The sequence below is a fragment of the Dyella sp. SG609 genome, assembly GCF_012275375.1.
In the GTDB taxonomy this organism is placed as follows: domain Bacteria; phylum Pseudomonadota; class Gammaproteobacteria; order Xanthomonadales; family Rhodanobacteraceae; genus Dyella_D; species Dyella_D marensis.
The window spans coordinates 59,728-85,602 of record NZ_JAAZQJ010000002.1 but is presented as its reverse complement, the minus strand read 5'-3'; the positions used below and the strand labels follow the sequence as shown (position 1 = coordinate 85,602).

Genomic DNA, 25,875 nt, shown 5'->3' with positions numbered 1-25,875 from the left:
CTCGCGCCGCCGCAAGCACGACTGACGCCCCTGTTGCGAGTGCGCGTTCCTGATGCGCACTCAGTGCATGCTAAGTAACACAAGGCGCGCCGATAGTTGACGGCGACTTGGCCATCGCGTTACTGCAATCACAGCTGATTTTCCTGGCTTTTTTTCGCGGCGCCGGCAATGGTGATGAAAGGCACATTCGCGCAAAAACATTAAGTCCATCTGGTGAAAATCTTAAAAAGCGGGCTCGACTTGCGCGTCGCCCGCGCGTCTTTTGCCAGTACGGATAAGTCAAGGGATTGAGGGGCCAAAATGCCACTTTTACCAGGCCCATTCCCACGTATAAAAAAAGCGGCGGCAAGTCTGCCGCCGCCAGTAACCACTTCAGGATTCAAACCGCCATCGCCTCTTGCGGGCGAATCACGCCGCCTGGTTCTGCAGCCGGCGCGGTTCGATGGCGGGCTGATCCGGATTTCCGATGGGAATCCGGCGCGGCTTGAGCGCCTCGGGCAGCTCGCGCTTCAAGTCGATCACCAGCAGGCCGTCCTTGAGGCTGGCTCCATCGATCTGCATGTGCTCGGCCAGCTCGAAGCGGCGCGTGAACGGCCGGTTGGCGATGCCGCGATGCAGGATTTCGCCGACGTGGTCGGCCTTGCGCTCGCCGCTGACGGTGAGCACGTTGTTCTGCAGCGTGATCTGCAGGTCGTCGCGGCCGAAGCCGGCGACTGCCATGGTGATGCGGTACTGATCGTCCGCGACCTTGATCGAATCGAATGGCGGCCAGTTATCCGCCGGCGTGGTGCTGGCCGCCGTTTCCAGCAGTTCGAACATCCGGTCGAAGCCGATGCTGGAGCGGTGAAGAGAAGAAAAATCAAGCACAGTGCGCATAGCCATATCCTCTTTAAGCAACATGGGAGTGAACACTCGCCACACCTTTGCGGCGTGGTCAGGCCGATCCCGCAGCGATCGGCGGGGCGTAAAGATAATCAGCGGAAGGCGTTTGGCAAGCGGGGTTTTTCGAGGCGATTTAATTTTGGTTCGGCCATGCGCCGGGTGCGCGAATCGCTTGCCGGGCGGCAAGCTCAGCCGCGGACATAGGCGGCCAGTTCGTCCGGCGTTCCTCGTGGAAAAGCTTCCCTGAGATAGTCCAGAAACGCCGACACGCGGGCACTCAGCAGGCGGCGGGTCGGATAGAGCGCCCAGAGCGCGGTTTCCGGTCCTTCCACGTCGCCCCAGTGCGCCAAGGTTCCGTCGGCCAGGTCCGGACTCACCAGCGACAACGGCAGGCGCGCCGCGCCCGCGCCCATGCGCACCGCGTCGCGGACCATCACCAGCGATGACAGGCCGAGCACGGGATGGGCGAGCATGGCCGACGTCCCGGAAGCTGTCTTCATGGTCCAGGTCTCCGCCTGCTTGACGGGGCCGCGGGTCACCGCCGGGACCGGTGCGGCGCCCTCGGGCCGCGGCAACGCCGGGCTGGCCACGACGACCATGCGGTCGCGCAGGAAGATGCGCCCGACCAGGGTGGCGTCGGGTTCCGGGTTGACCCGGATCACCAGGTCATAAGCCTCTTCGATCATGTCCACGGCGCGGTCTTCCGCGGTGACTTCCAGCCGCACCTGCGGGTAGCGCAGCGCGAAGCCCGCGGCGAGCCGGCCCATCGCGGTCTGCGAAAAAAGCAGCGGCGCGCTGATGCGCAGGCGGCCGCGCGCGGCATGGCCGCCGGAGGCGATGGCGGTCGCCGTCTCGTCGAGCTCGGTCAGCAGCAGCGCGGTCCGCTCGAACAGGGCGCGGCCCTCTTCCGTGAGCTTGAGCGATCGCGCCCCGCGCTCGAACAGGCGCAGCTCCAGGCTGGCCTCCAGCTCGGCCACGCGCCGCGACAGGGTCGCCTTCGGCCGGCCGGCTTCGCGGGCGGCTTTGCCGAAGCCGCCGTGGCGGGCGACCAGGTTGAAATCGGCCAGTGCGAGAAGGTCCATGAGTGTCTCGTCAGTGGGACAGCGCGTTTAATTTTAGCGGCTATTCGCCAGAATTTGGATCAATAACATAGCCGGCACGTTCCCAACCCACTCGGAGTACTGCCATGACTATCCTCGTTACTGGTGCCACCGGCCGCGTCGGCCGCCAGGTCGTCGACCAGCTCGTCCAGCGCGGCGCAGCCGTGCGCGTGTTGACCCGCGATCCTTCCAAAACCAGCTTCCCCGCCGGCGTGGAGGTGGTTCAGGGCGACCTGCTCGACCTCGACGCCATGCGCACCGCCTTCTCCGGCGTGCGCACCCTGTTCCTGCTCAACGCCGTCACCGGCGATGAATTCACCCAGGCGATCCTTACCCTCAACCTGGCCCGCGAGGCGGGCGTCGAGCGCGTCGTGTACCTGTCGGTGATCCATGCCGACCGCTTCGTCAACGTGCCGCATTTCGCGGTGAAGTACGGCGCCGAACGGATGCTGCGGGAGATGGGTTTCAGCGCCACCATCCTGCGTCCGACCTACTTCATCGACAACGACCACACGATCAAGGACGTGGTGCTTCAGCACGGCGTCTATCCGATGCCGATCGGCGGCAAGGGCCTGGCCATGATCGATACGCGCGACATCGCCGAGCTCGCCGCGATCGAACTGATCCGCCGCGACCAGGCGCCTGCCACGCTGCCGACCGAAACGATCAACCTGGTCGGCCCCGACGCGCTGACCGGCGCGGATGCGGCGGCGATCTGGTCGGAAGCGCTGGGACGCCCCGTGGTGTACGGCGGCGACGATCCGGCCGGCTTCGAGCGGAACGCCGCCGGCTTCCTGCCGAAGTGGATGGCCTACGAAATGCGCCTGATGGCCGAACGCTTCGTCAGCGACGGCATGCTGCCGGAGGCGGGCGACGCCGAGCGGCTGACCCGGATGCTGGGACGCCCGCTGCGTTCTTATCGCGAGTTCGTCGCCGAGATCACGGCCGCGGGCTGAGGCCGATCTGTTGCCGGCAACGAGGCCATGGGCGAACCCTCGCCCGTGGCCTCTGTCGATCCGGTGGCCGCAAGATTTTGTCGCGTTGCAAAAACGCACCGGGCCGACGATTACAGCGCAATGACGCGCGAATGACCAGATATTGACGCGCCGCAGCAATCGCGCTTAGCCTCGAATCGTCGCAGCCCTGGGGAGGATTGCTGCGACGCAAGATCCAGGCAAGGAGCCTGTCTACTGACTGCCTGACCGGGGAAACCACTGATGACCAAACGACTTAAGCGGCGCCTGCCGGCGGCCGCGCTGCTACCTCTTTGCTGTATGAATGCCCTCGCCGCCTCGGTGGCCTGGGCCGACGAAACGCCCGCCGCCGACGCGGCATCGCCCGAAAAAGCCAAACAGCTCCAGCAAGTCGTAGTCACCGGAACGCGCAGCACCGACCGCACCGCTTCCGAATCCCTCGCACCGATCGACGTACTGACCCCCGCGGACCTCAACGCCACCGGCAGTACCGATCTGGCCAGCGCCCTGAGCACCCTGCTCCCTTCGCTGGACTTTCCCCGCCCCGCCATCAACGACGGCAACGACGCGATCCGGCCGGCCAGCCTGCGCGGCATGTCGCCGGACCAGGTGCTCGTGCTGGTGGATGGCAAGCGGTACCACACCACCAGCCTGGTCAATTACAACTCGGCGATCGGGCGCGGCTCGGCGCCGGTGGACCTCAACTCGATTCCCATCGCCGCCATCGATCACATCGAAGTGCTGCGCGACGGCGCGGCGGCGCAGTACGGCTCCGACGCCATCGCCGGCGTGATCAACGTGGTGCTCAAGCGCGGCGGCGCGGCGGGCGGCAACAGCGTCACCGCCAGCGGCGGCGTGATGGACAAGGGCGACGGCGCGCAGAACGGCGTGCAGGGCAGCATGGGCATTCCGCTGGGCGGTACCGACAGCAAGGCGCCGGGCTGGATGCGCGTGGCGTGGAACTACCAGAACGCCATGAACACCAACCGCGCGGAGAATCGCGACAAGACCACCACGCTGGCGGGCGCCGCCAATCCCAGCGGCATTCCGTACGAGCGCTACGGCGACCCCGCGGTAAAGACCTATCAGCTGCTGCTGAACTTCGGCTACGACATCACCTCGGGCGTCGAGCTGTACGGCTACATCAACGGCAGCAAGCGCGACGTCACCTCCAACGGCTATTACCGCGCCTACAACTCGGCACGCAACGTGCCGGCGATCTACCCGAACGGCTTCCTGCCGCAGATCGTCAACCACAGCAACGACATCGCCGCGGTACTGGGCCTGCGCGGCACCACGGCGGGCGGCTGGCACTGGGACTTCTCCGCCGATCACGGCGAGAACAACCTGGCCTTCGACATCGCCAACAGCGTCAATACCAACCTGTACTACACCAACGGCTATTCGCCGACGTATTTCAACGCAGGCACTTTCCGCAACAAGCAGAGCGTGGCGAATCTGGATCTGAGCAAGGACATCCATGTCGGCTTCCTGCCCAATCCGGTCACGCTGGCGTTCGGCGCGGAATACCGCAAGGAAACCTATGTCATCGACGCGGGCGATCCGGATTCCTATTTCTTCGACCCCAACACGCTGATTCCCGGCACCACCACGCCGTACGCGGGCGGCTCGCAGGTGTTTCCGGGCCTGACGCCGCAGGTCGCCGGCACGTTCGGCCGGCATAGCCAGGCGGCGTACGTGGATCTGGAAACGGACGTGACCAGCAAGCTTTCCATGGGCCTGGCCGGCCGCTACGAGCATTACAGCGACGCCGGTTCCACGCGCTCGGGCAAGCTGTCGGCACGCTACCAGTTCACCGATACGTTCGCCTTGCGCGGCACCGCCTCCAACGGCTTCCGCGCGCCGTCGCTGGCGCAGCAGAACTACGAGTCGGTGGTGACGCTGATCCAGAACGGCACGCTGGCGCAGATCGGCACCTACCGCACGTCGGACCCGGTGGCGATCGCGCTGGGCGCCAAGGCGCTGAAGCCGGAGAAGTCCACCAACTACGGCCTTGGCGCGGTGTGGCAGCCGTGGAGCGATTTCAGCGCGACCCTGGACCTGTATCAGATCCGTGTGGCGGACGCGATCCTGTATTCGGACCAGATCGCGGTGAGCATCCCCAACAGCCAGGTCACCGGCGCGCAGTTCTTCGTCAACGGCGCCACCACGCGCACGCGCGGCGCGGACCTGATCACCAACTACCGCATGGACCTGGACGACTGGGGCAAGCTGAACCTCACCGCCAGCGGCAACTACAACAAGACCAAGGTGCTGGAAGTCTCCACGCCCGCGTTCGGCCGCGCCAGCGAAGGCCTGCTCACCGCGTCCACGCCACGCACCAAGTACGTGTTCAGCGGCGACTGGCAGCTGCAGGGCTTCGGGCTGCATGCCAACCTCACGCGCTATGGATCGGTGATCCGCCGCGGCGATGCCGACGACGGCAGCCAGGACCAGAAGTTCGCCGCGCGCTGGCTGCTGGATCTCTCCGCCAGCTATGCGTGGGACGCGTGGACCTTCACCGCCGGCGTGGACAACCTCACCAACCAGTATCCGACCAAGGCCTCGCTGGCCAACGTGTACGAGGACCGCGCCGACGGCCTGCAGTACTCGTCGCTGTCGCCGTTCGGCTTCAACGGCCGCTACTGGTACGGCAAGGTCGCCTATCGCTTCTGACGGCATCCCCTCCGCGCCCGGCCGGCGCGGAGGGGCGAGACGAACCGCGTGCGCGCGGCATGTCCCCATCCACGTCAGAGGTGATCCATGCAAGATGATCTTTCCGCCGCCGGCGAGCGCCCGCGCTCGATGAGGCGGCGCGACCTGCTGCGCATGATCGGCGCCGCCGCCGGCGGTGCGGCGATGTACCAGGCGATGAGCAGCCTCGGCCTCGCGGCCGAATCGCCCTACCGCGGCCCGCCGCGGCTGGAAGGCGCCCCGCGCGGCGCATCCGTGCTGGTGCTCGGCGCCGGCATCGCCGGCATGGTGGCGGCCTACGAGCTGCGCCAGGCCGGCTACCGCGTGCAGGTGCTGGAGTACAACCGCCGTCCCGGCGGCCGCAACTGGTCGCTGCGCGGCGGCGACCGCTTCACCGAACTGGGCGGCTTTACCCAGCACTGCCAGTTCGAGGACGGCCTGTATATCAATCCCGGGCCATGGCGCCTGCCTTATCACCACCACGGCATCCTCTCGTATTGCAAAAGACTCGGCGTGGCATTGGAGCCGTTCGTCCAGGTCAATCACAACGCCTATCTGCACGGCGCGGATGCGTTCGGCGGCAAGCCGCGGCGCTATCGCGAGATCAACGCCGACTACCGCGGCCACGTGGCCGAACTGCTGGCCAAGAGCACGCAGCAGGGACAGCTGGACCAGCGCGTGAGCAAGGAGGACCAGGAACGCCTGCTGGAATCGCTGCGCGCATGGGGCGCGCTGGACCAGCAGTTCGCCTACGCGCGCGGCGAAGCCAGCAGCAACCGGCGCGGCTACGACCGCGATGCCGGCGGCGGCCTGTCCGCCAGGCCGCAGCCGTCCACGCCACTGCAACTGAAGGACGTGCTCGGCTCGCGCCTGTGGCAGCACCTGGTGGCCGGCGAGATCTACGAATTCCAGACCACCTTGTTCCAGCCGGTCGGCGGCATGGGCCGCATCGGCGAGGCGTTCGGCCGCGAACTGAAAAGCGTGATCCGCTACGGCGCCAAGGTCACCGCCATCGAGCAGGACGAGCGCGGCGTCACCGTGGCTTACGAAGACGCCGAAGCCCCGGGCGCCACGCATACGGCAAGCGCGGACTGGTGCGTGTGCACCATCCCGCTGTCGATCCTGGGCCAGTTGCCGCTCAAGGTCGGCGCCGCCATGGCCGAGGCGATCGCCGCGGTGCCTTATGCGGCCTCGGTGAAAGTGGGCCTGCAGTTCAAGCGGCGCTTCTGGGAAGAAGACGAGCAGATTTACGGCGGCATCACCTACACCGACCTGCCGATCGCCAACATCAGCTATCCGAGCACCGGCTTTCACAGCGGCGGCAAGGGCGTGCTGCTGGGGGCGTACATGTGGGGCGTGGACGCCTATCAGTTCACCGCAATGCCGCCCGAAGAACGGGTGCGCAAGGCGGTCGATTACGGCAGCCGGATCCATCCGCAATACCGCGATGAATTCGAGCACGGCGTCGCCGTGGGCTGGCATCGCTCGCCATTCACCCTGGGCTGCTTCGGCGTGTGGTCCGACGAGGCGCGCGAACGCCACTACGACAACCTGTGCCAGCTGGACGGGCGCATCGTGCTGGCCGGCGAACATGCCTCGTACCTGCCGGCGTGGCAGGAGGGGGCGGTCACTTCCGCGCTGGATGCCATCGGACGCATCCATGCGCGCGCAACGGGAGCCAGCGGATGAAGCGACATACCAGGCATCGATTGATGGCGCTGGCCGGCGCTGCCGTGCTGCTCGCCGCGGGCGCGGCGCGCGGACAGTCTTCCGATAACGCCGGACATGCGGACGGACGTCTCGCCGCCGCCGACGGCGAGGCCGTGTTCCGCGGCATCTGCCAGGGCTGCCACATGCCCGACGCCAAGGGCGCGCGGGGTGCCGGCAGCTATCCGGCGCTTACCGGCAATCCGCGGCTGGTGTCGCCGCAATACATGGCCGCGGTGATCCTGCATGGCCGGCGCGACATGCCCTCGTTCAAGCCGCCGCCGGAAGGCGAGGAGCGTTTCTTGCGTGGCGCGGGCTTGAGCGATGCGCAGATCGCCGGCGTGATCAATTACATCCGCACCCATTTCGGCAACCGGTACACCGACAGCATCAGCGCCGACGATGTCGCCGCGCTGCATCGCTGACCCCATTCCCCAAGGAGCACCCCATGCGTCAGATCATCCGCTGCACCCTGCCCCTCCTCCTGCTCGCCGCCACGGCGGCATCCGCGCAGGAAGTGAAGCGCTACAAGATTCCCGACAGCGACTTCCCCATTTCGGCCGCGGTCGAAGTGCCCGCCGGCAAGGCCACCGTGTACGTGAGCGGCAACGTGCCGCCGGTGGTCGATCCGAAGGCGCCCAAGGATGCGGCGGCCGCCTATGGCGACACCAAGACCCAGACCGTAGGCGTGCTCACCGCGATCGAGAAGCAGCTCAAGGGCATGGGCCTGGGGCTGGGCGACGTGGTGAAGATGCAGGTGTTCCTGGTGGGCGACGAAGCCCATGGCGGACACATGGATTTCGCCGGCTTCATGGCCGGCTACCGCCAGTTCTTCGGCACGCCGCAGCAGCCGAAGCTGCCGGCGCGCTCGGCGTTCCAGATCGCGGCGCTGGGCAATCCGGGCTACCGGGTCGAGATCGAAGTGATTGCCGTGCGGCCTTGAGCCGCGGCGAACGCCCCTCGCCTCTATCGCCTCTATCGCCTCTAGGGCGTGCCGAACCAGCGCAGGTCCACCGCCTGCGCCATCGCCTTGTAGCCCGCGCTGCTGGGATGCAGGTGATCGCCGCTGTCATAGGCGGGCAGCATTTTTTCCGGAGCCGCCGGATCGCGAATGGCCTGGTCGAAATCCACCACGCCGTCGAAGGCGCCGGCGTGGCGGATCCACTCGTTCACCGCCTGGCGGGTCTTCTCGCCGGCAACGCTGTGGTAGGGCCAGCCGTTGCCGCCATACGGCGTGAGGGTGGCGCCATAGATCTTCACGTGCCGGGCGTGCGCGCGGTCGATCAGGGCTTGCATGCCGTCGATCAGCTGCTGCGCCGAGACCTTGTCCTTGGCGTCCCATGCATAGCCGGAGCCGCCGATATCGTTGATGCCTTCCAGCAGGATGATCCAGCGCACGCCCGGCTTGTCCAGCGCATCGCGATCGAAGCGCGACGGCGCGCTGGGTCCGTAGCCGTCATGCAGGATGCGGTTGCCGCCGATGCCGGCATTCGCCACGGCGATGGATGCAAGCCTGGGCTCGGCCTGCAGGCGCTCCGCCAGGGCATCCGGCCAGCGCGTGTTGGCGTCCTGGGTGGAGCCGGCGCCGTCGGTGATCGAGTCGCCGAAGGTGACGATCGTGGACTTGGCGGCAGGCCCGGACACCTCCACGTCGGTGAGGAAGAAGCGCATGCCGCTCACCTCTTCTCTTGGGTATGCCGCTGCCGCACCGGCGTCGCCGCTTTCGGTGATGTAGGCGGTGGCCTGGCCGGCATTGTGCGCGGTCGAAGCGCGATATTGCTCGGCGGCCGGCACATAGAGGCTTACCGCCAGTTCCTGCAGGGCCCGCACATCCAGCTTGACCGGATCGCTCAAGACGCTTTCGCCCTTGGCGATCGTCACCGTGGGCTGGCCCTGAAACAGCAGCGGGCGATCGCTGCCGGGCACGGTATCCGCGCCGCTTGCATGCAGCGCGACATGCGCCGGGCCCAGCGTAACGGGTGCATTGCCGAGCAGATTGGACAGCCGGATGCGCAACTCCGAGCCGCCGGCGCTGATCCGCACGATCTGGCGCACGGTCTGGTCGTTCAGCGCGGGGCCGGCGGTATCGGGGACGGCGGACCAGGCGTCGACCCAGGCGCGATGGTTCGAACCGGCGGCCAGCGCGCCGGCCGTGCACGCGCATAGCGAAGCGCCCAAAGCCCATGTCAGAAACCGATGACGCATGCCGCCTCTCCCGCCAGTCCGGAAAGCGGCGATATATAGCAAAGGAGCCGATTAACTTATTTGCGGATCGGCATTACAAAATCTATCAGCGGCGGGAACGGCCGCTGTATCCACCTGCAAGGTTCCGTCCGCGCGGACCGTCACCGGCATGGGATCGCACAGCTCCCCAATGAACGCACCGTTTGCGCCGTTCTTGCGAAAGGCCATGAAACGCAGGCCGCCATCGGGCGCCGGCAGCACCCGTCCCGCATACAGGCTGCCGGCCGGATCGCCCACCAGGAAATCTCCCGGCACCAGGCGCCACTCGCCGAGCGGATGGTCCGCCATCAGGTAGTGCGTGCCGGTCATCGGCCGGGACATCGCGCCGCGGGCGTAATCGCTGTCGATCAGGTTCGCGGCCGTGCAGAACAGGCAATACCAGCGCCCCTGCCAGCAGAAGATCTGCGGCACTTCCATATGCGCGAACACGCGCGAACGGAACAGTGGCGGCTGCAGCGTCCATTGTTCCAGGTCGTCGGAGGTGGCGTGGCCGATGACGCCGCGGCCGATGCTCGGGCCGTCCGGCTCGCGCGCGGTGAAGACCATGTGCCAGCCGCGGCCGTCCGGGTCGGGGAAGATCCACGGGTCGCGGCAGGCCTGTTCGTACCAGGCGTCCCGATCCAGCGTTTCGTAAAGCCGGTTGTCGGGCAATTGCAGGACGGGGTTGCGCGGTGAGCGCTCCCAGCGCCGCAGATCCGGCGAGGTGGCCAGGCCGATGCGCTGGATCAGGCCTTGTTCTGCGCGGGAGGTCCCCGTGTAGAACATCAGCCAGTGCCCTTGCGGCGCCCGCAGCACGGTGCCGGTCCAGGTGGTGTAGTCGTCCCACGCGGCGGATGCCGCCGGCCGCAGCGCGGTTTCCTGCTCCGCCCAGTTCACCAGGTCGTCCGAGACGGCGTGCCCGATCGACACGTGCCAGTGGCGCTTGTTCGCATCGCCAAGCGACTTGGGCGCCTGCAGGAAGAACAGGTGCGTGCGCCCGCCGTCCTGCGCAAACCAGAAATCCCATACCCAACGATCGTCGAGGCGAAACGCCATGCTTGCCTGCCCGGAAGTGCGCGACATTGCGCGACGCAATATTACTCATAAAGTTACTTAATTACCCGGGCCGCGATGCGATCGGTCGCCCGACGGCGACACTCCGCTCCGAGGCGGTTCTGCGCACATCATCGACACAGCTATTTTTCAAGGTCTTTTCAGGCCTCGGTGCGGGTGAAGCGGGACTTTTCCTTGTCCGCCAGGATTGTAAATAATATGACACATGATGAGTGATATTGTTCCCCGGTCCGCGCTGGCGACCGCACCGCCGCGCCCCTTATCCGAAGCACGGGAACCTTATGCTCAAGCACACCGAACGACCGCATGGCCGCCGGCTGTCCCTGCTGGCCATGGCGATTCTGGCGGCCCTGCCGGGCGTGAACCTGGCGGGCGAAACCGGCGCCGCGCCCGGCACCGCGCCCGAACAGTCGAAGGCCAAGACGCTCGCCGATGTGCGGGTCAGCGGCGAACTGGCGCCGATCGGCATCGCTATCGCCGCCAAGCAGACCCAGGACCGCGTCATGGACGCGGCCACCAGCGAACAGATCCAGGCGCTGCCCAGCCTGAATATCCCGCAGGCCGTGCAGCGCGTGGCGGGCGTCTCGGCCAGCTTCAACTCCGACAACGTCAACGGCCGCGACGAGGCGCAGCAGATCGCCATCCGCGGCCTCGACGCCAGCTACAACAACATCAGCTTCGATGGCGCGCCCATGGCGACCACCGACCGGGTGAGCCGCGGCGTGCGGACCGATCTGCTGCCGGCCTCGCTGGTGCAGGAAGTGGACGTGTACAAGACCTGGCAGCCGGACCAGGACCCGAACGCCGTCGGCGGCTCGATCAATATCGTCACGCGCAGCGCGTTCGACCATCAGGGGCGCACCTATGCCAGCGTGACGGCGGCACTCGGCCACGCGACCGGCACCGGCAAGGCCTTGTCGGCGAACCAGGGCCTGGGGCGGAAAGGCGATGCGGTATTCAGCGCCACGTTCGGCCCGGACCACAGGCTGGGCCTGGTGCTCGCGGCCAACGTCGAAAACCGCAATCTGTATTCGCTGGGCCGCATGACCAGCGACAACATTTTCTACAACTACTACGGCGCCAACGGCGCCAACGCCAACAATCCGGCCACCGGCGGCCCCGCCTTCGGCAACGGGATCCCGGTGCCGCAGCAGTTCAAGTACTGGCGCTTTCCGGAGAACCTGCAGCGCAAGGGCCTGGACGGCAAGCTGGAGGCGCAGTTCGCGCCGGACCTGTATGGCTTCCTGTCGTTCGGCGCCAACGCCGAGGCAGTCCATTCCTCTCGCAACGAAGTGTTCCTGGACGACAGCCGCTCCACCGGCCCCAATCCCGTGCTCGGCCAGACCGCCAGCACCGGCGCCTTCGCGCGCGGCGAAGCGGAGGTCGGCCGGATGCAGGGCACGCTCAAGCGCGAGGACCGCTTCGCCCAGAGCGGTTTCGACTGGCATATCGGCGAAGACAAGCTGCTGTCCGCGCGCGCCTCGTATTCCTCCGCGAGCGACCGCAATCCCGTCGCCCTGAGCAAGTACGCCTACGGCGCATTCAAGTACAACGGCGCCGGCGGCGTGGCGATCACTGGCACGCCCGGCCTGGCCATGAGCTACGACACCTCGGGTTTCCTGCCCGGCGTCAGCCTGGCCAATCCGGCCGGCTTCGCCGACCTCAACAACTTCAATGCGGTGTACTGGCGCCACGACACCATCAGCATCGACGACAGCGTCGGCGACCTGAAGCTGGATTTCCGCCAGAACCTGGACGGCGACGCCCGCGGCTTCGGTTACGCCGCCGGCGTCGATGCGCGCCGGCTGCAACATCGCTACAACGAGTTCTACCAGCAGTTCGTCGCCACGTCGCCCGGCGACACGCTGGCCGGCGCCGGCAGCATCGGCGGGACGCTGCCCGGCAGCAACCTGCCCTTCCTGCAGATCGACCCGCGCCAGTCCTGGGCGCAGCTGGCGGCCAGCACGCATGCCGCCGCTTACGCCAGCAATGCCGCCAACAGCCTGCAGGGCAATTACTCCCATGCCGAGGACACCGCCGCCGCGTACCTCATGGGCAGCTACAAGACCGAACGCCTGAGCGTGCTGGCCGGACTGCGCCAGGACGACACCTGGCTGTCGACCACCGGCAACGTGCGGCAGATCGTGGGCGGCGCGACGCAATGGCAGCCGCAGACCCTGCGCTCGCAGTACCGCTTCACCCTGCCCGCCGCCTCGCTGGTCTTCAACGCCACCGACGCCGTGCGCCTGAAGCTTGCCGCCAGCAAGACCATCGGCCGGCCGACCTACGACGCCTACGCGCCCAACACCACCTATAGCCAGAACACCGACGGCAGCATCGGCGTGACGCGCGGCAATCCGGCGATCAAGCCGCGCCAGTCGCTCAACCTGGACAGCTCGGCGGAATGGTTCCTGCCGCACGACAGCCTGTTGTCGGCGGCGCTGTTCCACAAGCGGATCAGCGACGAGATCTACACCCTCAACAGCGTCGGCAGCGTGTTCTTCGGCGGTGCCGACCGCATCGCCGCCATTGCGCAGCCGATGAATGCCTCGCGCTCGCAGCTCAATGGCGCGGAACTCAACTTCGCCAACGGCAGCCTGGAGTGGCTCGCGCCCTGGCTGGCCGGCGCCGGCTACAGCGGCAACGCGACCTTCCTGCGCGGACGCCTGGACGCCGTCACCTCGTCGGGCGCCACGCGCGTCATCGACGGCCTGGTGAACCAGCCCGGCCAGATCCGCAACTTCAGCGTGTTCTACCACCGCGGCGGCACCGGCGTGGACCTGGGCTATCACTGGACCTCGCGCAGCCTGCGCCTGGTCGACAGCGCCCTGCCCAGCCAGGACGTGTACTGGAAGGCGCGCAAGGAGATCGACCTGCGCCTGTACCGCAACGTCGGCAGCGATGTGCAGACCTTCTTCGAGATCGCCAACCTCACCCGCTCGCCGGTGACCAGCGTCACCGGGCGGGCGCACGACCTGCTGAAGGACAGCTTCTCGATCGGCCGTACCTACTGGGTGGGCGTGAAGTACACCCCGCATTCGCTGTGAACGCGCTCCGCGCCGCCTGAAGCCATCGGCTTCTCCAGCCACCCCGGCAGACACTCATCATGCTCAGCAAGTACCACCAGCCGCTTACCCACCTGGACCAGAAGTTCGATGCGCACGGCCATGTGCTGCGCTTTCCGGGCAACACGCTGCTCTGCCACGTGCCGCTGTTCACGCCGCTGTCGGATGCGCTGACCGCCGTGCGCGACCGGATCGGCGCCGCTCCCCATGCCGACGCCCTGGCGACGCTGCCGCCGGAGAGCTACCACATGACGGTATTCGAGGGTGCCAACGATCTTGCCCGCACCCGCGAGCGCTGGCCGGCGGCGCTGCCGCTCAATGCGACGATGGCCCAATGCACGCGCCATATGGACGGCAAGCTGCGCGCGTTCGACCTGGGCTGCGAGCTGCCCCTGCGCATGAAGCTCGACGAACCCGGCCAGCAGCTGATGATCGGCGCGATGCGCCTGGTGCCGGCCGATGCCGCGGAAGCGCACAAGCTGCGCGGGCTGCGCGATCGCCTGGCGCAGCACCTGGGCATGCGCACGCCGTGGCACGACAGCTATGCGTTCCACATCACGCACTCCTATCTCATCAAGCTGCTGAGCCTGGATGCGGTGAAGCAGGCCCTGGCGGTGCATAGCCAGCTGTACAGCGAGCTGGTGGCGCCGCTCGGCGTCATCGCGCTTGGCGCCCCGGAGTTCTGCACGTTCAACGACATGCTGGCTTTCGACAATCGTTTCCTGCTGCGGCGGCAGGAGCACGGCGCATGATCGGCCGCGCGGCCGCACGCCGGCTTGCCTGCGCGCTGTGGGCGCTCGCCGCCGCGGCGCCGCTGGCCGGCCGGGCCGCGGAGGTCGAATTCTGGTATGCGCATGGCGGCCTGTACGCGCAGGCCATCGACGAGCTCTGCGACGGTTTCAACGCGACCCACCCGCAGGACCACGTGCATTGCCTGTCGCAAGGCACCTACGAGCAGACCCTGCGCAAGGCAGTGGCGGCCTATCGCGCCGGCCAGCCCCCCGCGCTGGTGGAGATCTACGACATCGGCACCGCCGACATGCTGCACAGCGAAGCCATCTACCCGGTGGATGCGCTGATGAAGGACAACGGCCAGGCCGTCGACGACGCCGATTACCTGGACGGCATCCGCCGCTACTATGCCGCCGCGGACGGCCGCCTGTTCTCGCAGCCGTTCGGCACCTCCACCCTGGTGCTGTACGGCAACCGCGGCAAGCTCGCGGCAGCCGGCATTCCCGGGCTGCCGCGGACCTGGGAAGCGTTCGAGCAGGCCCTGCGGGCGCTCAAGGCGCATGGCGAAAGCTGCCCCGCCGTCGCCGACTTCACGCCCTGGAAGATGCTGGACCAGGTCAATGCCGCGGCCGGTGCGCCGATCGCCAGCGCCGGCAATGGGCGCGACGGTCTTGCCGCGCGCTATGCGTTTGCCGACGGCATCCACCGCCGCTACATGCGCGACGTGGCGCGCTGGCATGCGCAAGGGCTGCTGCTGCCCGCGGTGCTGACGCATGCCGGCGATCAGCCCCTGGCCTTTGCCGATGGCGAATGCGCGCTGTCGCTCGACTCCACCGGCTCGTATGCCATCGTGCTCAAGGCCGGCATCGTCGACGCCGAGGTCGGGCCCTTGCCGGCGTATGCCGGCGCCGCCCGCTACGGCAATACCATCGGCGGCTCGTCGCTATGGGTATTCAAGGGCAAGCCTGCCGCCGTCTATCCGGCGGCGGCGCGGTTTCTGGCGTATCTGCGCGAGCCGCGGCAGCAACGGCTGTTCTCCGCGCGCACCGGCTATCTGCCGCTCACGCGCGAGGCGCAGCGGCAGCTGGAAGCCTCGCCGCTGGGCGAGCCGGCCGCCATCCGCGTCGGCCTGGCCTCGATGGCCCTGCCCGGCAATGCCTACAGCGCCGGCGCGCGGCTGGGCTTCATGTCGCTGTTCCGGCTGATCTGGCAGGAGGAAGTGCAGCGCGCCCTGGCCGGGCGGCAAAGCATGGACGACGCCCTTGCGCATGCGCAGGCGCGCGGCAATCTGCTGCTCGCGCGCTTCCAGGCCACCTATGCCGGCACGGCACGGAGCCAGCCATGAAGACCAGCGCGCGCTTCCACGGCCGCTGGATGCCCTTGGCGCTCGGCCTGCCCCAGCTGGTGCTGATCGCGTGGTTCTTCTATTGGCCGAGCTGGAAGGGGCTGTGGTGGTCCTTGCACCTGGAGTGCCCGTTCGGCCATTGCACGCGCTTCGTCGGCCTGGACAACTACCGGCGTGAACTGGGCGACGCCAGCCTCTACGCATCGCTGCTCAGCACCGCCGTGTTTTCGCTGTGCGGTGTCGCCTTGTCGGTGGCGGCCGCGCTGGCGCTGGCATGGATGGTGGAATTCCATCGCCGCAGCGGCAAGCTGTTCCGCTATCTGCTGATCTGGCCGTACGCCGTCGCCGGCTCCGTGCTGGGCGTGATCCTGCGCGCCGCCGCCAGCCCGGGCATCGGGCCGATGGCTTACCTCAACCGGCTGTGGCCGCATGTCTGGCAGCCGCATCTGGATGGCGCGCAGGCCATGGCCCTGGTGGTGGCCGCCTTTGCCTGGACGCAGATTCCGTTCGACTTCATCGTGCTGGTGGCGGCGCTGCGTTCGATTCCCGCCGACTATCTGGCCGCGGCGGCGATCGACGGCGCCGGGCCGCTGCGCCGGCTGCTCGATATCCAGATCCCGATGATCCGCCCGCAGCTGTTCTTCGTCGCGACCATGAACCTGGTCGATTCCATCACCAACAGTTTCGCCATCGTCGACACCATGACGCAGGGCGGCCCGGGCGGCGCCACCGGCATCCTGGCCTACCGGGCCTATCGCGACGGCTTCGTCGGGCTGGACCTGTCCGGCTCCTCGGCGCTGTCGATGCTGTTGATGCTCCTGCTGCTTGCCGCCATCGCGGCGCAGTTCGCGGCCATGGAACGCCGCGCGCGGCAGGAGGGCTTCCGGTGATCGAACGCCATCCCGTACTGAAGCTGCTCACCTTGCTGCTGCTGATGCTCAGTCTGGTGTTTGCGCTGGGGCCGCTCTACCTGGCGCTGTGCTCGGCCTCGGTGACCAGCCGGCAGATCCTGCTGCACGGCCTGGCGCTGGCGCCGGGCGGGCATCTGCTGGAGAACCTCGCCGCGGTGCTGCATCGCGCCGATATCGGGCACATGCTGCTGAACAGCCTGGTGGTGGCGCTGATCGTGGTGGCCGGCAAACTGGCGCTGGCTTCGACCAGCGCATTCGCGGTGGTGTACTTCCGCTCGCGCATGCGCCACGTGGTGTTCTGGGGCATCTTCGCCACGCTGCTGCTGCCGCTGGAAGTGCGCATCGTGCCCACTTACGCCGTGGCCTCCGATCTGCTCGAACCGCTGCGCGCGGTGCTCGCGGCCTGCACCGGACTGCACCTGCGCGTGTCGCTGAACCTGCTCGACAGCTATGCCGGCCTGTCGCTGCCGCTGATGGCCTCGGCCACCGGCACCTTTCTGTTCCGCCAGTTCTACCTCACCGTGCCGGCGGAGCTCGCCGAGGCGGCGCGCATGGACGGCGCCGGCGCATGGCGCTTCTTCGTCGACATCCTGCTGCCCCTGTCGAAGGCGAATTTCGCCGCGCTCGGCACCATCGTGTTTCTCACTACCTGGAAGGACTACATGTGGCCTCTCGTCGCCACCAGCCGCCCTGAGATGCGCACCATCGCGCTTGGCATCGCCAGCTTCCTGCCCACCGAAACGGGCCAGCCGCCGGAATGGAACCTGGTGATGGCGGCCGCGCTGATCGCGCTGGCGCCGCCGCTGCTGGTGATCGGCCTGACCCAGCGCTGGTTCGTGCGCGGCGTGACCGGAGCGGGCAAGTGAGCGGCGCGGCCATCCAGGTGCGCGGCCTGTGCAAGCGCTACGGCCAGCGCGCGGTCATCGACCGGCTCGATCTCGAATTTGCCGCAGGGGCGTTCACCGTGGTGCTCGGCGCGTCCGGCTGCGGCAAGTCGACCCTGCTGCGGGTGATTGCCGGCCTGGAGGAAGCCGAGCACGGCACGGTGAGCATCGGCGGCGCCGACGTGACGCGGATGGCGCCGCAGGACCGCGGTTGCGCCATGGTTTTCCAGAATTACGCGCTCTATCCGCATATGAGCGTGCGCGACAACATCGGCTACGCGCTCAAGCTGGCCGGCCTCGAACGCGCCGAGCGGGAGCGGCGCATCGGCGAGGCGGCGCAGCTGCTGGGCCTGCGCGACCTGCTCGAACGCAAGCCGGCGCAGCTGTCCGGCGGCCAGCGCCAGCGCGTCGCCATCGGCCGCGCCATCGCGCGCCGCCAGCGCGTGCTGCTGTTCGACGAGCCGCTGTCCAATCTCGATGCCAAGCTGCGCCACGACATGCGCGTGGAGCTGCGCCGGCTGCACGACGAGATCGGCGCCACCACGATCTTCGTCACGCACGACCAGGTGGAAGCGATGACCCTGGCCGACCGCGTGGTACTGCTGAACCAGGGGCGCGTCGAGCAGGCCGATACGCCGATGGCGCTCTATCACCAGCCGCGCACGGCGTACGTCGCCGGCTTTATCGGCACGCCGCCGATGAACATGCTGGACGCGTGGCACGAAGGCGATCACGCCGTCATCGAGCACGGCGGCCGGCTGCGCATGCGCCAGCACGCCGGCCAGGCGATGCCGGTGGTGCTCGGCATCCGCCCGGAGGCGATCGTGCTGGACGTGCCGGGCGGCATCGCCGCCACGCTGGAAGCGGTGGAAGATCTCGGCAGCCATCGGGTGGTCTATGCGCGCATCGGCGGCCAGCGCGTCCTCGCCATCGACAGCAGCCGGCGCCCGTATCGACCCGGCGAGATGCTGTGCCTGGGCTTCCCGCCGGCCGCGATCCGCCGCTTCGATCCGGCCACCGGCGAACGCCTCCCCGGCGATGGCGCGGAGACCGCCGCATGATCGGCCTGCCGGCGCGCCTGACCCTCGCCATGCGCGTGGCCGAAAGCGGCGGCCAGCTCGCCCGCCGCTATTTCGGCGCGCGCGAACAGCTGGCCGCCAGCAGCAAGGGACGCATGGATTTCGCCAGCGAGGCGGACACGGCGGTGGAGCGCCGGTTGCGCGACGAGCTGGCCCTGCACGTCCCCGGCGAAGCCATCGTCGGCGAGGAGCTTGGCGGCGAGGCGGCTGCCTGCGGCTGGGTGCTGGACCCCATCGACGGCACCAGCCATTTCCTGCGCGGCTCGCCGTTGTGGGGCGTGGCCGTGGCATATGTGCGCGATGGCGAGCCCGTCGTCGGCGCCATCTGCTATCCCGCGCTGGGCATGAGCCTGGCCGCCGCCGCGGGCCTGGGCCTGTTCGTCGGCGGCAAGCCGGCCAGGCGCTCGGTGCCGTTTCCCGAGGTGCGCGTGGCGGCGATCGGCGGCAATGCGCGCTGGGATGTCGCGCAGACGGCGGCGCTCGAGGCGCATCTGCGGCAGCACCAGTGGACCTGCGCCCGCTATCGCTGCGCCAGCGTGGGCCTGGGCTTCGCGGCGCTCGGCTATATCGATGGCTACTTCGAGGATCGCACCCACACCTGGGACATCGCCGCCGGCATGGCGCTGTGCCGCGAAGCCGGGCTGCTGGTCGAATCCACCGTTTCCGCCGAGGCGGGCACGGTGAGTGTCGCCGCGGGCACGCCGGCCTTGATGCAGGCAGCCATGCCCTGCTGGTCTATCCTGCTGGCCGGCGGCCATGCCCAGGGCGCGCCACGTTTATCGCATCCGGAGGTCGGTTGAGGCCATGAGCACCACCAGGAAAAAATCGGCAGGCACCGCGGCGAAGGCGCCGCGCGCGAAACCTCCGGGCGAACTGGCGCTGTCGCCGAGCGAACGCATGATCCTGAACATCGTGCGCCGCCATGACGCGATCGCGCGCGCGGCTATCGCCGCCGAGACCGATCTGGCCCAGCAATCGGTGCATCGCCTGGTCGAACAGCTGATCGAGCGCGGCCTGCTGCGCGCCGGCGCCGCCATCCCCAACGGGCGCGGCCAGCCCAGCCCGCGCATCGAACTGGTGCGCGAGGCGGCCTGCAGCGTGGGCATCTCGATCAATACCGATTCGATCACGCTGTGCCTGGCCGACCTGGGCTGCCGCGTGCTGGAAGAGGTGCATATCCGCACGCCGCCCACGCATCGAAAGGCCTCGCTGGCCGCCATCGTCGATGCGCTGGAGCGCATGCTGGCGCGCAACGGCGTGGCGCGCGAGCGCCTGATCGGCGCCGGTGTGGCGATCGCCGGTTTCTTTATCGCCGGCCGCAGCCAGGTCAATGCCTCCGAGCCGCTGCAGGACTGGTCGCTGATCGAGCTGGCGCCGATCCTGGAAGAGGCCTTGCGCCTGCCGGTATGGCTGGAAAACAACGCCACCACCGCCGCCATCGGCGAAAGCCTGCTGGGTGCCGGCTTGTGGGCGCGCAACTTCGCCTACCTCGCCTTCAACTACGGTTTCGGCGCGGGCATCGTGCTCGACGGCAAGCCCCTGTTCGGCACGCATGGCAATGCCGGCGAGCTCACCTTGTTCACCACCGAGGAAGCCATGCACCGCCCTACCCTGCGCTCGCTGATGGACGAGCTGCGGGCCCACGGCGTGATGGTGGATTCGGTGGAGGATCTGCGCCAGCGCTTCGATCCCACCTGGCCCGGCGTGGAGCGCTGGATCCAGCGCAGCCTGCCCGCGCTCAACCGCACCATCAATGCGCTGGCCGGGCTGTTCGATCCGGAAGCCATCGTGTTCGGCGGCCAGTTGCCGTTGCCGCTGGGCCGCATGCTGATCGAACGCGCCTGTTTTCTGGAGATCCATCGCTATGGCATGGGGCCCGACCGCCCCAGGCTGGTGCTGGCCGAAACCAATGGCGATGCGTCGGCGATCGGTGCCGCGCTGGTGCCGCTGAAGGAGCGGCTGTTCGAGTGAATACGTAGAGCCGATGGCTGCCATCGCGCATGGCGCGGTGGCCGGCCACTTGCTACAAGGCGTCATTCCGGCGCAGGCCGGAATGACGGGCTTGAGGTTTTTTGTTTTACCGATATTCCATCAGGCCATTGATGGCCCGGAAGAAGACATTGCACCAGGAATTCAACGCGGCGCGATTATGACATTTTCCAGCGACGGCGCGGACCAGAAACAGCGCTTGAGCATCTCTCCGCAATTTCCGCTTCAAAGCAGATATTGACCTGATTGGACATGTCGCCGGCCGCGTAATTAAGCCACCTTCCAAACGCTCAATAGCTGCGCAGTAAAGCTCGTCACAATTAAAGGAATCGCCACCCGAATTAATCGCGAGGCTTCTAGCCGCCTCACGTAAATCGAGTACCGCAAAGCGGCCCGAACGGGCATGACGGCCGCCACAAAACATTAGGACAAGGATGTCCACCCGCTTATCGAAATCGAACTTCGACGCTTCGCGCCGTTGCGGGCGTCCGCGTGCCTGGTTTTACCGATGCCCGACCGAAAACCAACCTTCAACCGTTATCCACCGACTGGAGTTCGTTCGTTTATGAAGCTTTCGCTCAATAAGTTCAGCAAATGCCTGATGGCCGCCGTTGCCACGGCGCTGCTCGCGCCCAGCCTGGCCTCGGCCTCGCATCTGGTGGCCCATCGCGGCATCTTTCACGACGCCACCGATCGCTGGAATCTGCCGGAAAACTCCTTTTTCGCCATTCAGCGCGCCTACGACATGGGGCTCAAGGGCGTCGAGCTCGATCTGCGGCTTTCCTCCGATGGCCAGGTCATGGTGACGCACGACCAGATCGCCAATCGCACCACCCGCGACGATTTCGCCGGCGGCAACTACAACCCGATCGACGGTGCGCTGAGCGGCAGGCCGCCGGGCGCCCACTGGGTGGACAAGGACAACGCGCATCATTGGCAGAACACCAAGCTCAAGGTCTACGGCAAGAACGGCCAGATCGTGAACTGGGGCGCGGACGGCGACTTCAGCTCGTACATGCAGACGCTGGACGGCCTGCTGGGCTACTTGAATGCCAATCGAGGCGACATCCTGCGCAGCAGGGACTTCATGATCATCCTCGACATCCAGGACCCGAACATCCTGCAAAAGGCCGGCCAGATCGTCCAGAACTGGGCATCCCGCGGCGCCAGGAATTCGGTCTACCTGAAGTTCTTCGCCAGCAAGGCGCTGTTCAACGACACTCGCTATAACGGCGCGGACACCTGCTACCAATACGCCTGGCATAACCATCTGAACGGGCTGAAGATCATTCCGCAGATCAACGATGGCGAGCTGACCGCCTACTCGAACGACCCCGAGGCCGAAAACGACGACCGCGGCATCGCCGCGTTCCAGACCTGGCTGAGCATCCCGGACTTCCTGGGCTGCTGGGCCGGCGCCCAGGCGCAGCACAACGACAACGCCGCCCAGATGCCGATCGTCAGCGCCAGCGTGCCGTGGAACGACTCCAATGCCACCAAGGCCGCGTGGGAAGCGATCAACTGGGCGCGGCACAACGGCCGCCAGACCATGTCCATCGTGCCGAACCCCGATGCGGGCCGGCGCGAGGGCGGCTCCTGCAAGTACTACACCTGGCAGTCCACCGATCCGCGCGCTGCCGGATTCAACTTCAACGCACGCCAGGCCAAGCAGAACTTCGTCAACAGCGCCAATCCCGACTACGTCATCATCGACATCATGGGCGACATGAACCACTCGCAGTGGAGCAGTTCGCTCTCGGATTTCCAGCGCGATCTGTGCAACTGATCTGACCCGGCCTGACTGACCAGGCCGCGGAGTGCGGGCTTCGTCCGCGCTCCGCGGCTCCTCGGTGTGCCGCGGCTGCGCGCCGGCTCTAGAATCGCCAGCTCAACTGTGCCCTGAGCGACGCATCCTTCGTATGCGAGGCGAGCTGCGCATCGTACGAAACGCCAAGCCTGACGCTCCTGTTTACCGCCACGTCGACGCCTGCGCTCAACGCAAGAGCGTTGCGCGCGATCGGCAATCCATACACGGCAAACGCACCGGTATCGGCAAAAGCCAGCGAGCTGCGCGCCTTCAGGTCACCGGAGACATGGCGCCATCCGGCACTGGCATAGGCGTTGAACGCATCGCCCTGGAACACGAAGTGCGTGGCCGCGCGCGTACCCAGCGTGGTGTAGACCACCGCGCGCTGGTTGCTCCTGACCGCCAGCGCCACGGAGCCGCCGCGCTCCCGGAACGAATCCGTGGCCAGCTTGACATAGGCCGCCTGGGCGAACGGCTCGACGACCGCGTCGTTCACGGCTATCCGATAAGCGGCGTTGCCATAGAACTCCGCGGTATGCGCTGCCGCCCTGCTGTACAGGCTGCCGCCGGCATCGGCCACCGCCACGCGACGGGTGGTGTCCGCGCGATGCCGCGTGTAATCGGCGCCGGCGCCCAAGGCCAGCGCGCCGACCGAGCCGCCCGCGTAAAGACCGGCGTAGTCGTCATTGCTGGACAGCGAGGAGCCGCGCTGCGGCACGCCGAGCGCGGTTCGCGTACGGCCGCCGACGATCCCCAAGCGACCGCCCTCGCCCAGCGGCATGTCCGCGCCGACAAGGAGACCGCCGGTCGTGCGCGACATCGGCGCGCTGTTGGCCGTCCCGTCCATGCGCCCCCACGAGCCAACGGACTGCCCCCACCAGGCCAGGCCATTCGATTGGGTTCTGACCCGCTGGCCGGAAACGGCGCCTGCGACATCGGCGTCCGGATCGGCCTGGCCAAGCCGATGGCTCACGGCATCGCGCATGATGCGCGTGTCGTCCAGATAGGCGCTTTGCGCGCTGGCGTAGATCTCGCCGGAGAGCCGGTCCGCGGCCATGCGCAACGGCGCATCGCCCTGCAGGCTGCTCAGCGCCATGAACGGCGCACTGCCGGTCGGCATGTCCTGGATGGCCGCCAGCACGGCCGCCTGATTGGGTGTATGCGCCGCCGCGGCGAAGGCGGGCGGTGGCGGTGGCGGTGCGGGCGCAGGAGCGGGAGCCGGTGCAGCGGCATCCGCGTACGACACATCCAGATAGACGTGCTCGCCGTCATAGACCGGCACCACTTTCAGATTCGCGTTCAGGCCGGCATTGCCCACAACCGTATAGGTGCCGCTCAAGCCGCCATTGGCCGTCAGCAAGGTATAGCGCCTGACACCCTGAAACGCCGCGACCGATGTCGCCGAAGGCACCAGGCTGAGCACTGCGCCGGGCTGCAGCAGCGCGCTGCCGCCGATGCGCAGCTGGCTGGATACGCCATCCTGCGCCATGTTCCACTGCGCGACATAGGTGGCCCCTGCTGCCTGCGTGTAAGCGCCGCCGACCGTCAGCAATTGGTACGTCCCGCCGGCGTTGCCCGGCGCCACCGTGCCGGAGACCCGCAGGTCGCCGCGCACCAGGCCATGGCCGATCAGCGTGCCCGCATCGAGCACCGAGCCGCTGACGGCGCCCTGCAGATGGAGCAAGGCCTGCGGCCCGATGCTGGTGGGGCCGCTGTAGAGATTGTCGCCGGCCAGCACTTCCTCGCCGCTCACGATGCTCAGCGCCGCTCCCGTGCCGCCGCCGAGGCCGCCATCCGCGAGTTGGCCACCGAACGTGCCGCCGGCCTGGGTCAGTACCAGCGTATTGCCGCCCAGATAGACGGTGCCGTTGCCGGAGAGCGATCGGACATTGACGCTGCCGGCAGCGCGCGACACGTCGAACGCGCCATCGGCCTGCACGCCCGCCGACGCGGCGATGCTCACGGGCCCGGCCAGCCCCAGCCATCCGCCCTGCTCGATCACCGTGTTGCCGGTATAGGTGTTGGCGCCGCTCAGGTTGGCGATGCCGCCATTGGCCACCGTGAGCGCGCCGGAGCCGGAGATCACGCCGGCGAGTCCGAGCGGCCCCATGGCCTGCGTCACCGTCAGCCCGGTCGAGAGCGGCGCATCCGTCACATAGAACGGCGTATAGGCCGTGGCCTGGTTCTCCAGGTCGTACATCACGGCGTTGTTCATGAAGAACGACACGCCATACAGCGCCGTGCCGGACGGAATCTGCGCGCCCGCGTTGCCCGTGCCCACCACATGGAGCGGATTGCCGTTGCCGTCATCCGCGGTGGTGATCGCCACCGTCTTGGCGCCGGGCGCCGCGCCGGCCGCGCCGAGCGCCACTCCGGCGACCTCGTTGCCGTTGGCGTTGATATGCCCTGCCGCGGTTTCGCTGGCGATCAGCCCGCTGTCATTGAGGTAGATCCCGGACGTGCCGGAATCGAGCACCGTCTGCAACTTCGCCGTGTAGGCGCCATGGTTCAAGCTGTACGTGAAATAGGTATCGAACTGCTGCGCCGCGTGCGCGCCGGAGACATTGAACGTTTCCTGGTACGTGCCCTGCTGCGTCCCCGGCACCCATGGCACCACGCTCAGGAACTGCGCACGCAAGGCGGGCGTGAGGCCAACCACGAAGCATGCCTGCCCGCAGCCGCCGGGCGCGCCGGGTTTGCCGTTGGCCTCGACGATGTAGCCCGTGGTGGTGAGCATGCCCGGCACGCCGCCGTTGTCTCCCGCATACAGGAAGTCGCCCGCGCCGAACCTGCCGTGGAAGCGTCCTTGTTCCGGTGCCGCGTCCCGGTCGAGTTGCTGCTGCCAGGTCAGGTCCTGGTACATCGTCACCGGCTGGCCCGATGCGTTCATGCCGGTGGCGATGGGCACGCCCTGGGTGTCACCGCCGGGCACGTTCGGCGCGAAGTGGTCGGAGGTCATCACCGCATCGAGCACCGCGGCTACCGGCAATCCCTGTGGCGGCGCCGCACCGAACACCTGCTTTCCCGTGCCCGGGTTGTAGAACTGGACGCTTGCGGCCGTGGTGTTCTGCTGCCAATAGCCGGTGGTGCCGTCGCCATAGCTGAAGACGTAGGGCGAGTTGCTCGCGGACGCCTTCCAGCCGGGGAACCATGACACCGCGCCGCCATCGTGACCGACGGCGATATTGAACGAATCGGAGCCCGTGTCGAACAGGTATTCCCGCGGCGCGCCGCCATTGAGCCCGACCTGGATGCCCAGGCGATAGGCCGGCGCGGTGCCGCCGCCAGGCTGCTGGACGAGGTCCAGCGGAATATCCGATGCCGCTGCGTGGCCGTGCCCGAACAGGCACGCCAGGGCGCACCAGATCGGCGAATGCTTCAACTTGCTCATGCGTTCCCCTGCTCCGCC

Annotated in this window: 20 protein-coding genes; 15 read left to right on the top strand and 5 right to left on the bottom strand. The window is 67.5% G+C overall.

Annotated elements, in window-relative coordinates:
* Positions 1-408: 408 nt before the first annotated feature.
* Positions 409-876 carry an Hsp20 family protein gene (locus tag FHW85_RS03740; protein WP_168647386.1) on the bottom strand — a complete coding sequence of 156 codons (468 nt, stop codon included), beginning with the start codon at positions 874-876 and terminating at the stop codon, positions 409-411.
* Positions 877-1,070: 194 nt separating this feature from the next.
* The gene (locus FHW85_RS03735) at positions 1,071-1,964 is read right to left on the bottom strand and encodes a LysR family transcriptional regulator (RefSeq protein WP_168647385.1); all 894 of its coding nucleotides are present in this window, start codon (positions 1,962-1,964) and stop codon (positions 1,071-1,073) included.
* Positions 1,965-2,068: 104 nt separating this feature from the next.
* Between FHW85_RS03735 and FHW85_RS03730 the strand changes: the two genes are divergently transcribed.
* The 5 genes from FHW85_RS03730 to FHW85_RS03710 all read left to right on the top strand — a co-directional run bounded on the left by FHW85_RS03730 (position 2,069) and on the right by FHW85_RS03710 (position 8,300).
* Positions 2,069-2,938 (top strand): NmrA/HSCARG family protein, encoded by an 870-nt coding sequence (locus tag FHW85_RS03730; RefSeq protein WP_168647384.1) that lies wholly within the window; start codon positions 2,069-2,071, stop codon positions 2,936-2,938.
* Between the two features lie 261 nt (positions 2,939-3,199).
* Positions 3,200-5,632: a TonB-dependent receptor gene (locus tag FHW85_RS03725; protein WP_243868176.1), complete on the top strand. Its 2,433-nt coding sequence runs from the start codon at positions 3,200-3,202 to the stop codon at positions 5,630-5,632.
* A gap of 129 nt (positions 5,633-5,761) precedes the next feature.
* Positions 5,762-7,339: a flavin monoamine oxidase family protein gene (locus tag FHW85_RS03720; RefSeq protein WP_168647697.1), complete on the top strand. Its 1,578-nt coding sequence runs from the start codon at positions 5,762-5,764 to the stop codon at positions 7,337-7,339.
* A complete protein-coding gene (locus FHW85_RS03715; RefSeq protein WP_208399853.1) occupies positions 7,336-7,782 on the top strand; it encodes a cytochrome c in 447 nt (148 codons plus the stop codon). Before FHW85_RS03720 ends, FHW85_RS03715 begins: the two co-directional genes overlap by 4 nt.
* A gap of 23 nt (positions 7,783-7,805) precedes the next feature.
* Positions 7,806-8,300 (top strand): RidA family protein, encoded by a 495-nt coding sequence (locus FHW85_RS03710; protein ID WP_167257324.1) that lies wholly within the window; start codon positions 7,806-7,808, stop codon positions 8,298-8,300.
* A 41-nt stretch (positions 8,301-8,341) separates the two neighbouring features.
* Here FHW85_RS03710 and FHW85_RS03705 read toward each other — a convergent pair whose 3' ends face one another.
* Together FHW85_RS03705 and FHW85_RS03700 are read right to left on the bottom strand one after the other, a co-directional pair.
* Complete coding sequence (locus tag FHW85_RS03705) at positions 8,342-9,562, bottom strand: SGNH/GDSL hydrolase family protein (protein WP_168647383.1); 1,221 nt, start codon at positions 9,560-9,562, stop codon at positions 8,342-8,344.
* Between the two features lie 51 nt (positions 9,563-9,613).
* On the bottom strand, positions 9,614-10,636 hold the full coding sequence (locus tag FHW85_RS03700) for a levansucrase (protein WP_168647382.1): 1,023 nt from the start codon (positions 10,634-10,636) through the stop codon (positions 9,614-9,616).
* A 299-nt stretch (positions 10,637-10,935) separates the two neighbouring features.
* Here FHW85_RS03700 and FHW85_RS03695 point away from each other — a divergent pair, with 299 nt between their 5' ends.
* The 10 genes from FHW85_RS03695 to FHW85_RS03650 all read left to right on the top strand — a co-directional run bounded on the left by FHW85_RS03695 (position 10,936) and on the right by FHW85_RS03650 (position 22,445).
* The gene (locus tag FHW85_RS03695; protein ID WP_168647381.1) at positions 10,936-13,701 is read left to right on the top strand and encodes a TonB-dependent receptor; all 2,766 of its coding nucleotides are present in this window, start codon (positions 10,936-10,938) and stop codon (positions 13,699-13,701) included.
* Between the two features lie 59 nt (positions 13,702-13,760).
* Positions 13,761-14,471, top strand: coding sequence for a DUF1868 domain-containing protein (locus FHW85_RS03690; RefSeq protein WP_167257328.1), 711 nt, complete (start codon positions 13,761-13,763; stop codon positions 14,469-14,471).
* Positions 14,468-15,796, top strand: coding sequence for an extracellular solute-binding protein (locus tag FHW85_RS03685; RefSeq protein ID WP_168647380.1), 1,329 nt, complete (start codon positions 14,468-14,470; stop codon positions 15,794-15,796). The genes FHW85_RS03690 and FHW85_RS03685 overlap by 4 nt, the downstream gene beginning before the upstream one ends.
* Positions 15,793-16,686, top strand: a complete 894-nt coding sequence (locus FHW85_RS03680) for an ABC transporter permease subunit (protein WP_168647379.1) — start codon at positions 15,793-15,795, stop codon at positions 16,684-16,686. The genes FHW85_RS03685 and FHW85_RS03680 overlap by 4 nt, the downstream gene beginning before the upstream one ends.
* Positions 16,683-17,573, top strand: coding sequence for an ABC transporter permease subunit (locus tag FHW85_RS03675; RefSeq protein WP_167257331.1), 891 nt, complete (start codon positions 16,683-16,685; stop codon positions 17,571-17,573). Before FHW85_RS03680 ends, FHW85_RS03675 begins: the two co-directional genes overlap by 4 nt.
* A complete protein-coding gene (ugpC, locus tag FHW85_RS03670; RefSeq protein WP_343203665.1) occupies positions 17,570-18,652 on the top strand; it encodes a sn-glycerol-3-phosphate ABC transporter ATP-binding protein UgpC in 1,083 nt (360 codons plus the stop codon). Before FHW85_RS03675 ends, ugpC begins: the two co-directional genes overlap by 4 nt.
* Entirely contained in the window at positions 18,649-19,470 is an 822-nt protein-coding gene (locus tag FHW85_RS03665; protein WP_168647377.1) for an inositol monophosphatase family protein, read from the top strand. Before ugpC ends, FHW85_RS03665 begins: the two co-directional genes overlap by 4 nt.
* Before the next feature lie 4 nt (positions 19,471-19,474).
* Entirely contained in the window at positions 19,475-20,641 is a 1,167-nt protein-coding gene (locus tag FHW85_RS03660; RefSeq protein WP_167257334.1) for an ROK family transcriptional regulator, read from the top strand.
* Between the two features lie 13 nt (positions 20,642-20,654).
* Positions 20,655-20,900, top strand: coding sequence for a hypothetical protein (locus FHW85_RS03655; RefSeq protein ID WP_168647376.1), 246 nt, complete (start codon positions 20,655-20,657; stop codon positions 20,898-20,900).
* Between the two features lie 324 nt (positions 20,901-21,224).
* Entirely contained in the window at positions 21,225-22,445 is a 1,221-nt protein-coding gene (locus tag FHW85_RS03650) for a glycerophosphodiester phosphodiesterase family protein (protein ID WP_167257336.1), read from the top strand.
* Between the two features lie 88 nt (positions 22,446-22,533).
* Here the strand turns inward: FHW85_RS03650 and FHW85_RS03645 are convergent, their stop codons facing one another.
* Positions 22,534-25,857 (bottom strand): autotransporter domain-containing protein, encoded by a 3,324-nt coding sequence (locus tag FHW85_RS03645; protein ID WP_168647375.1) that lies wholly within the window; start codon positions 25,855-25,857, stop codon positions 22,534-22,536.
* Positions 25,858-25,875: the final 18 nt, after the last annotated feature.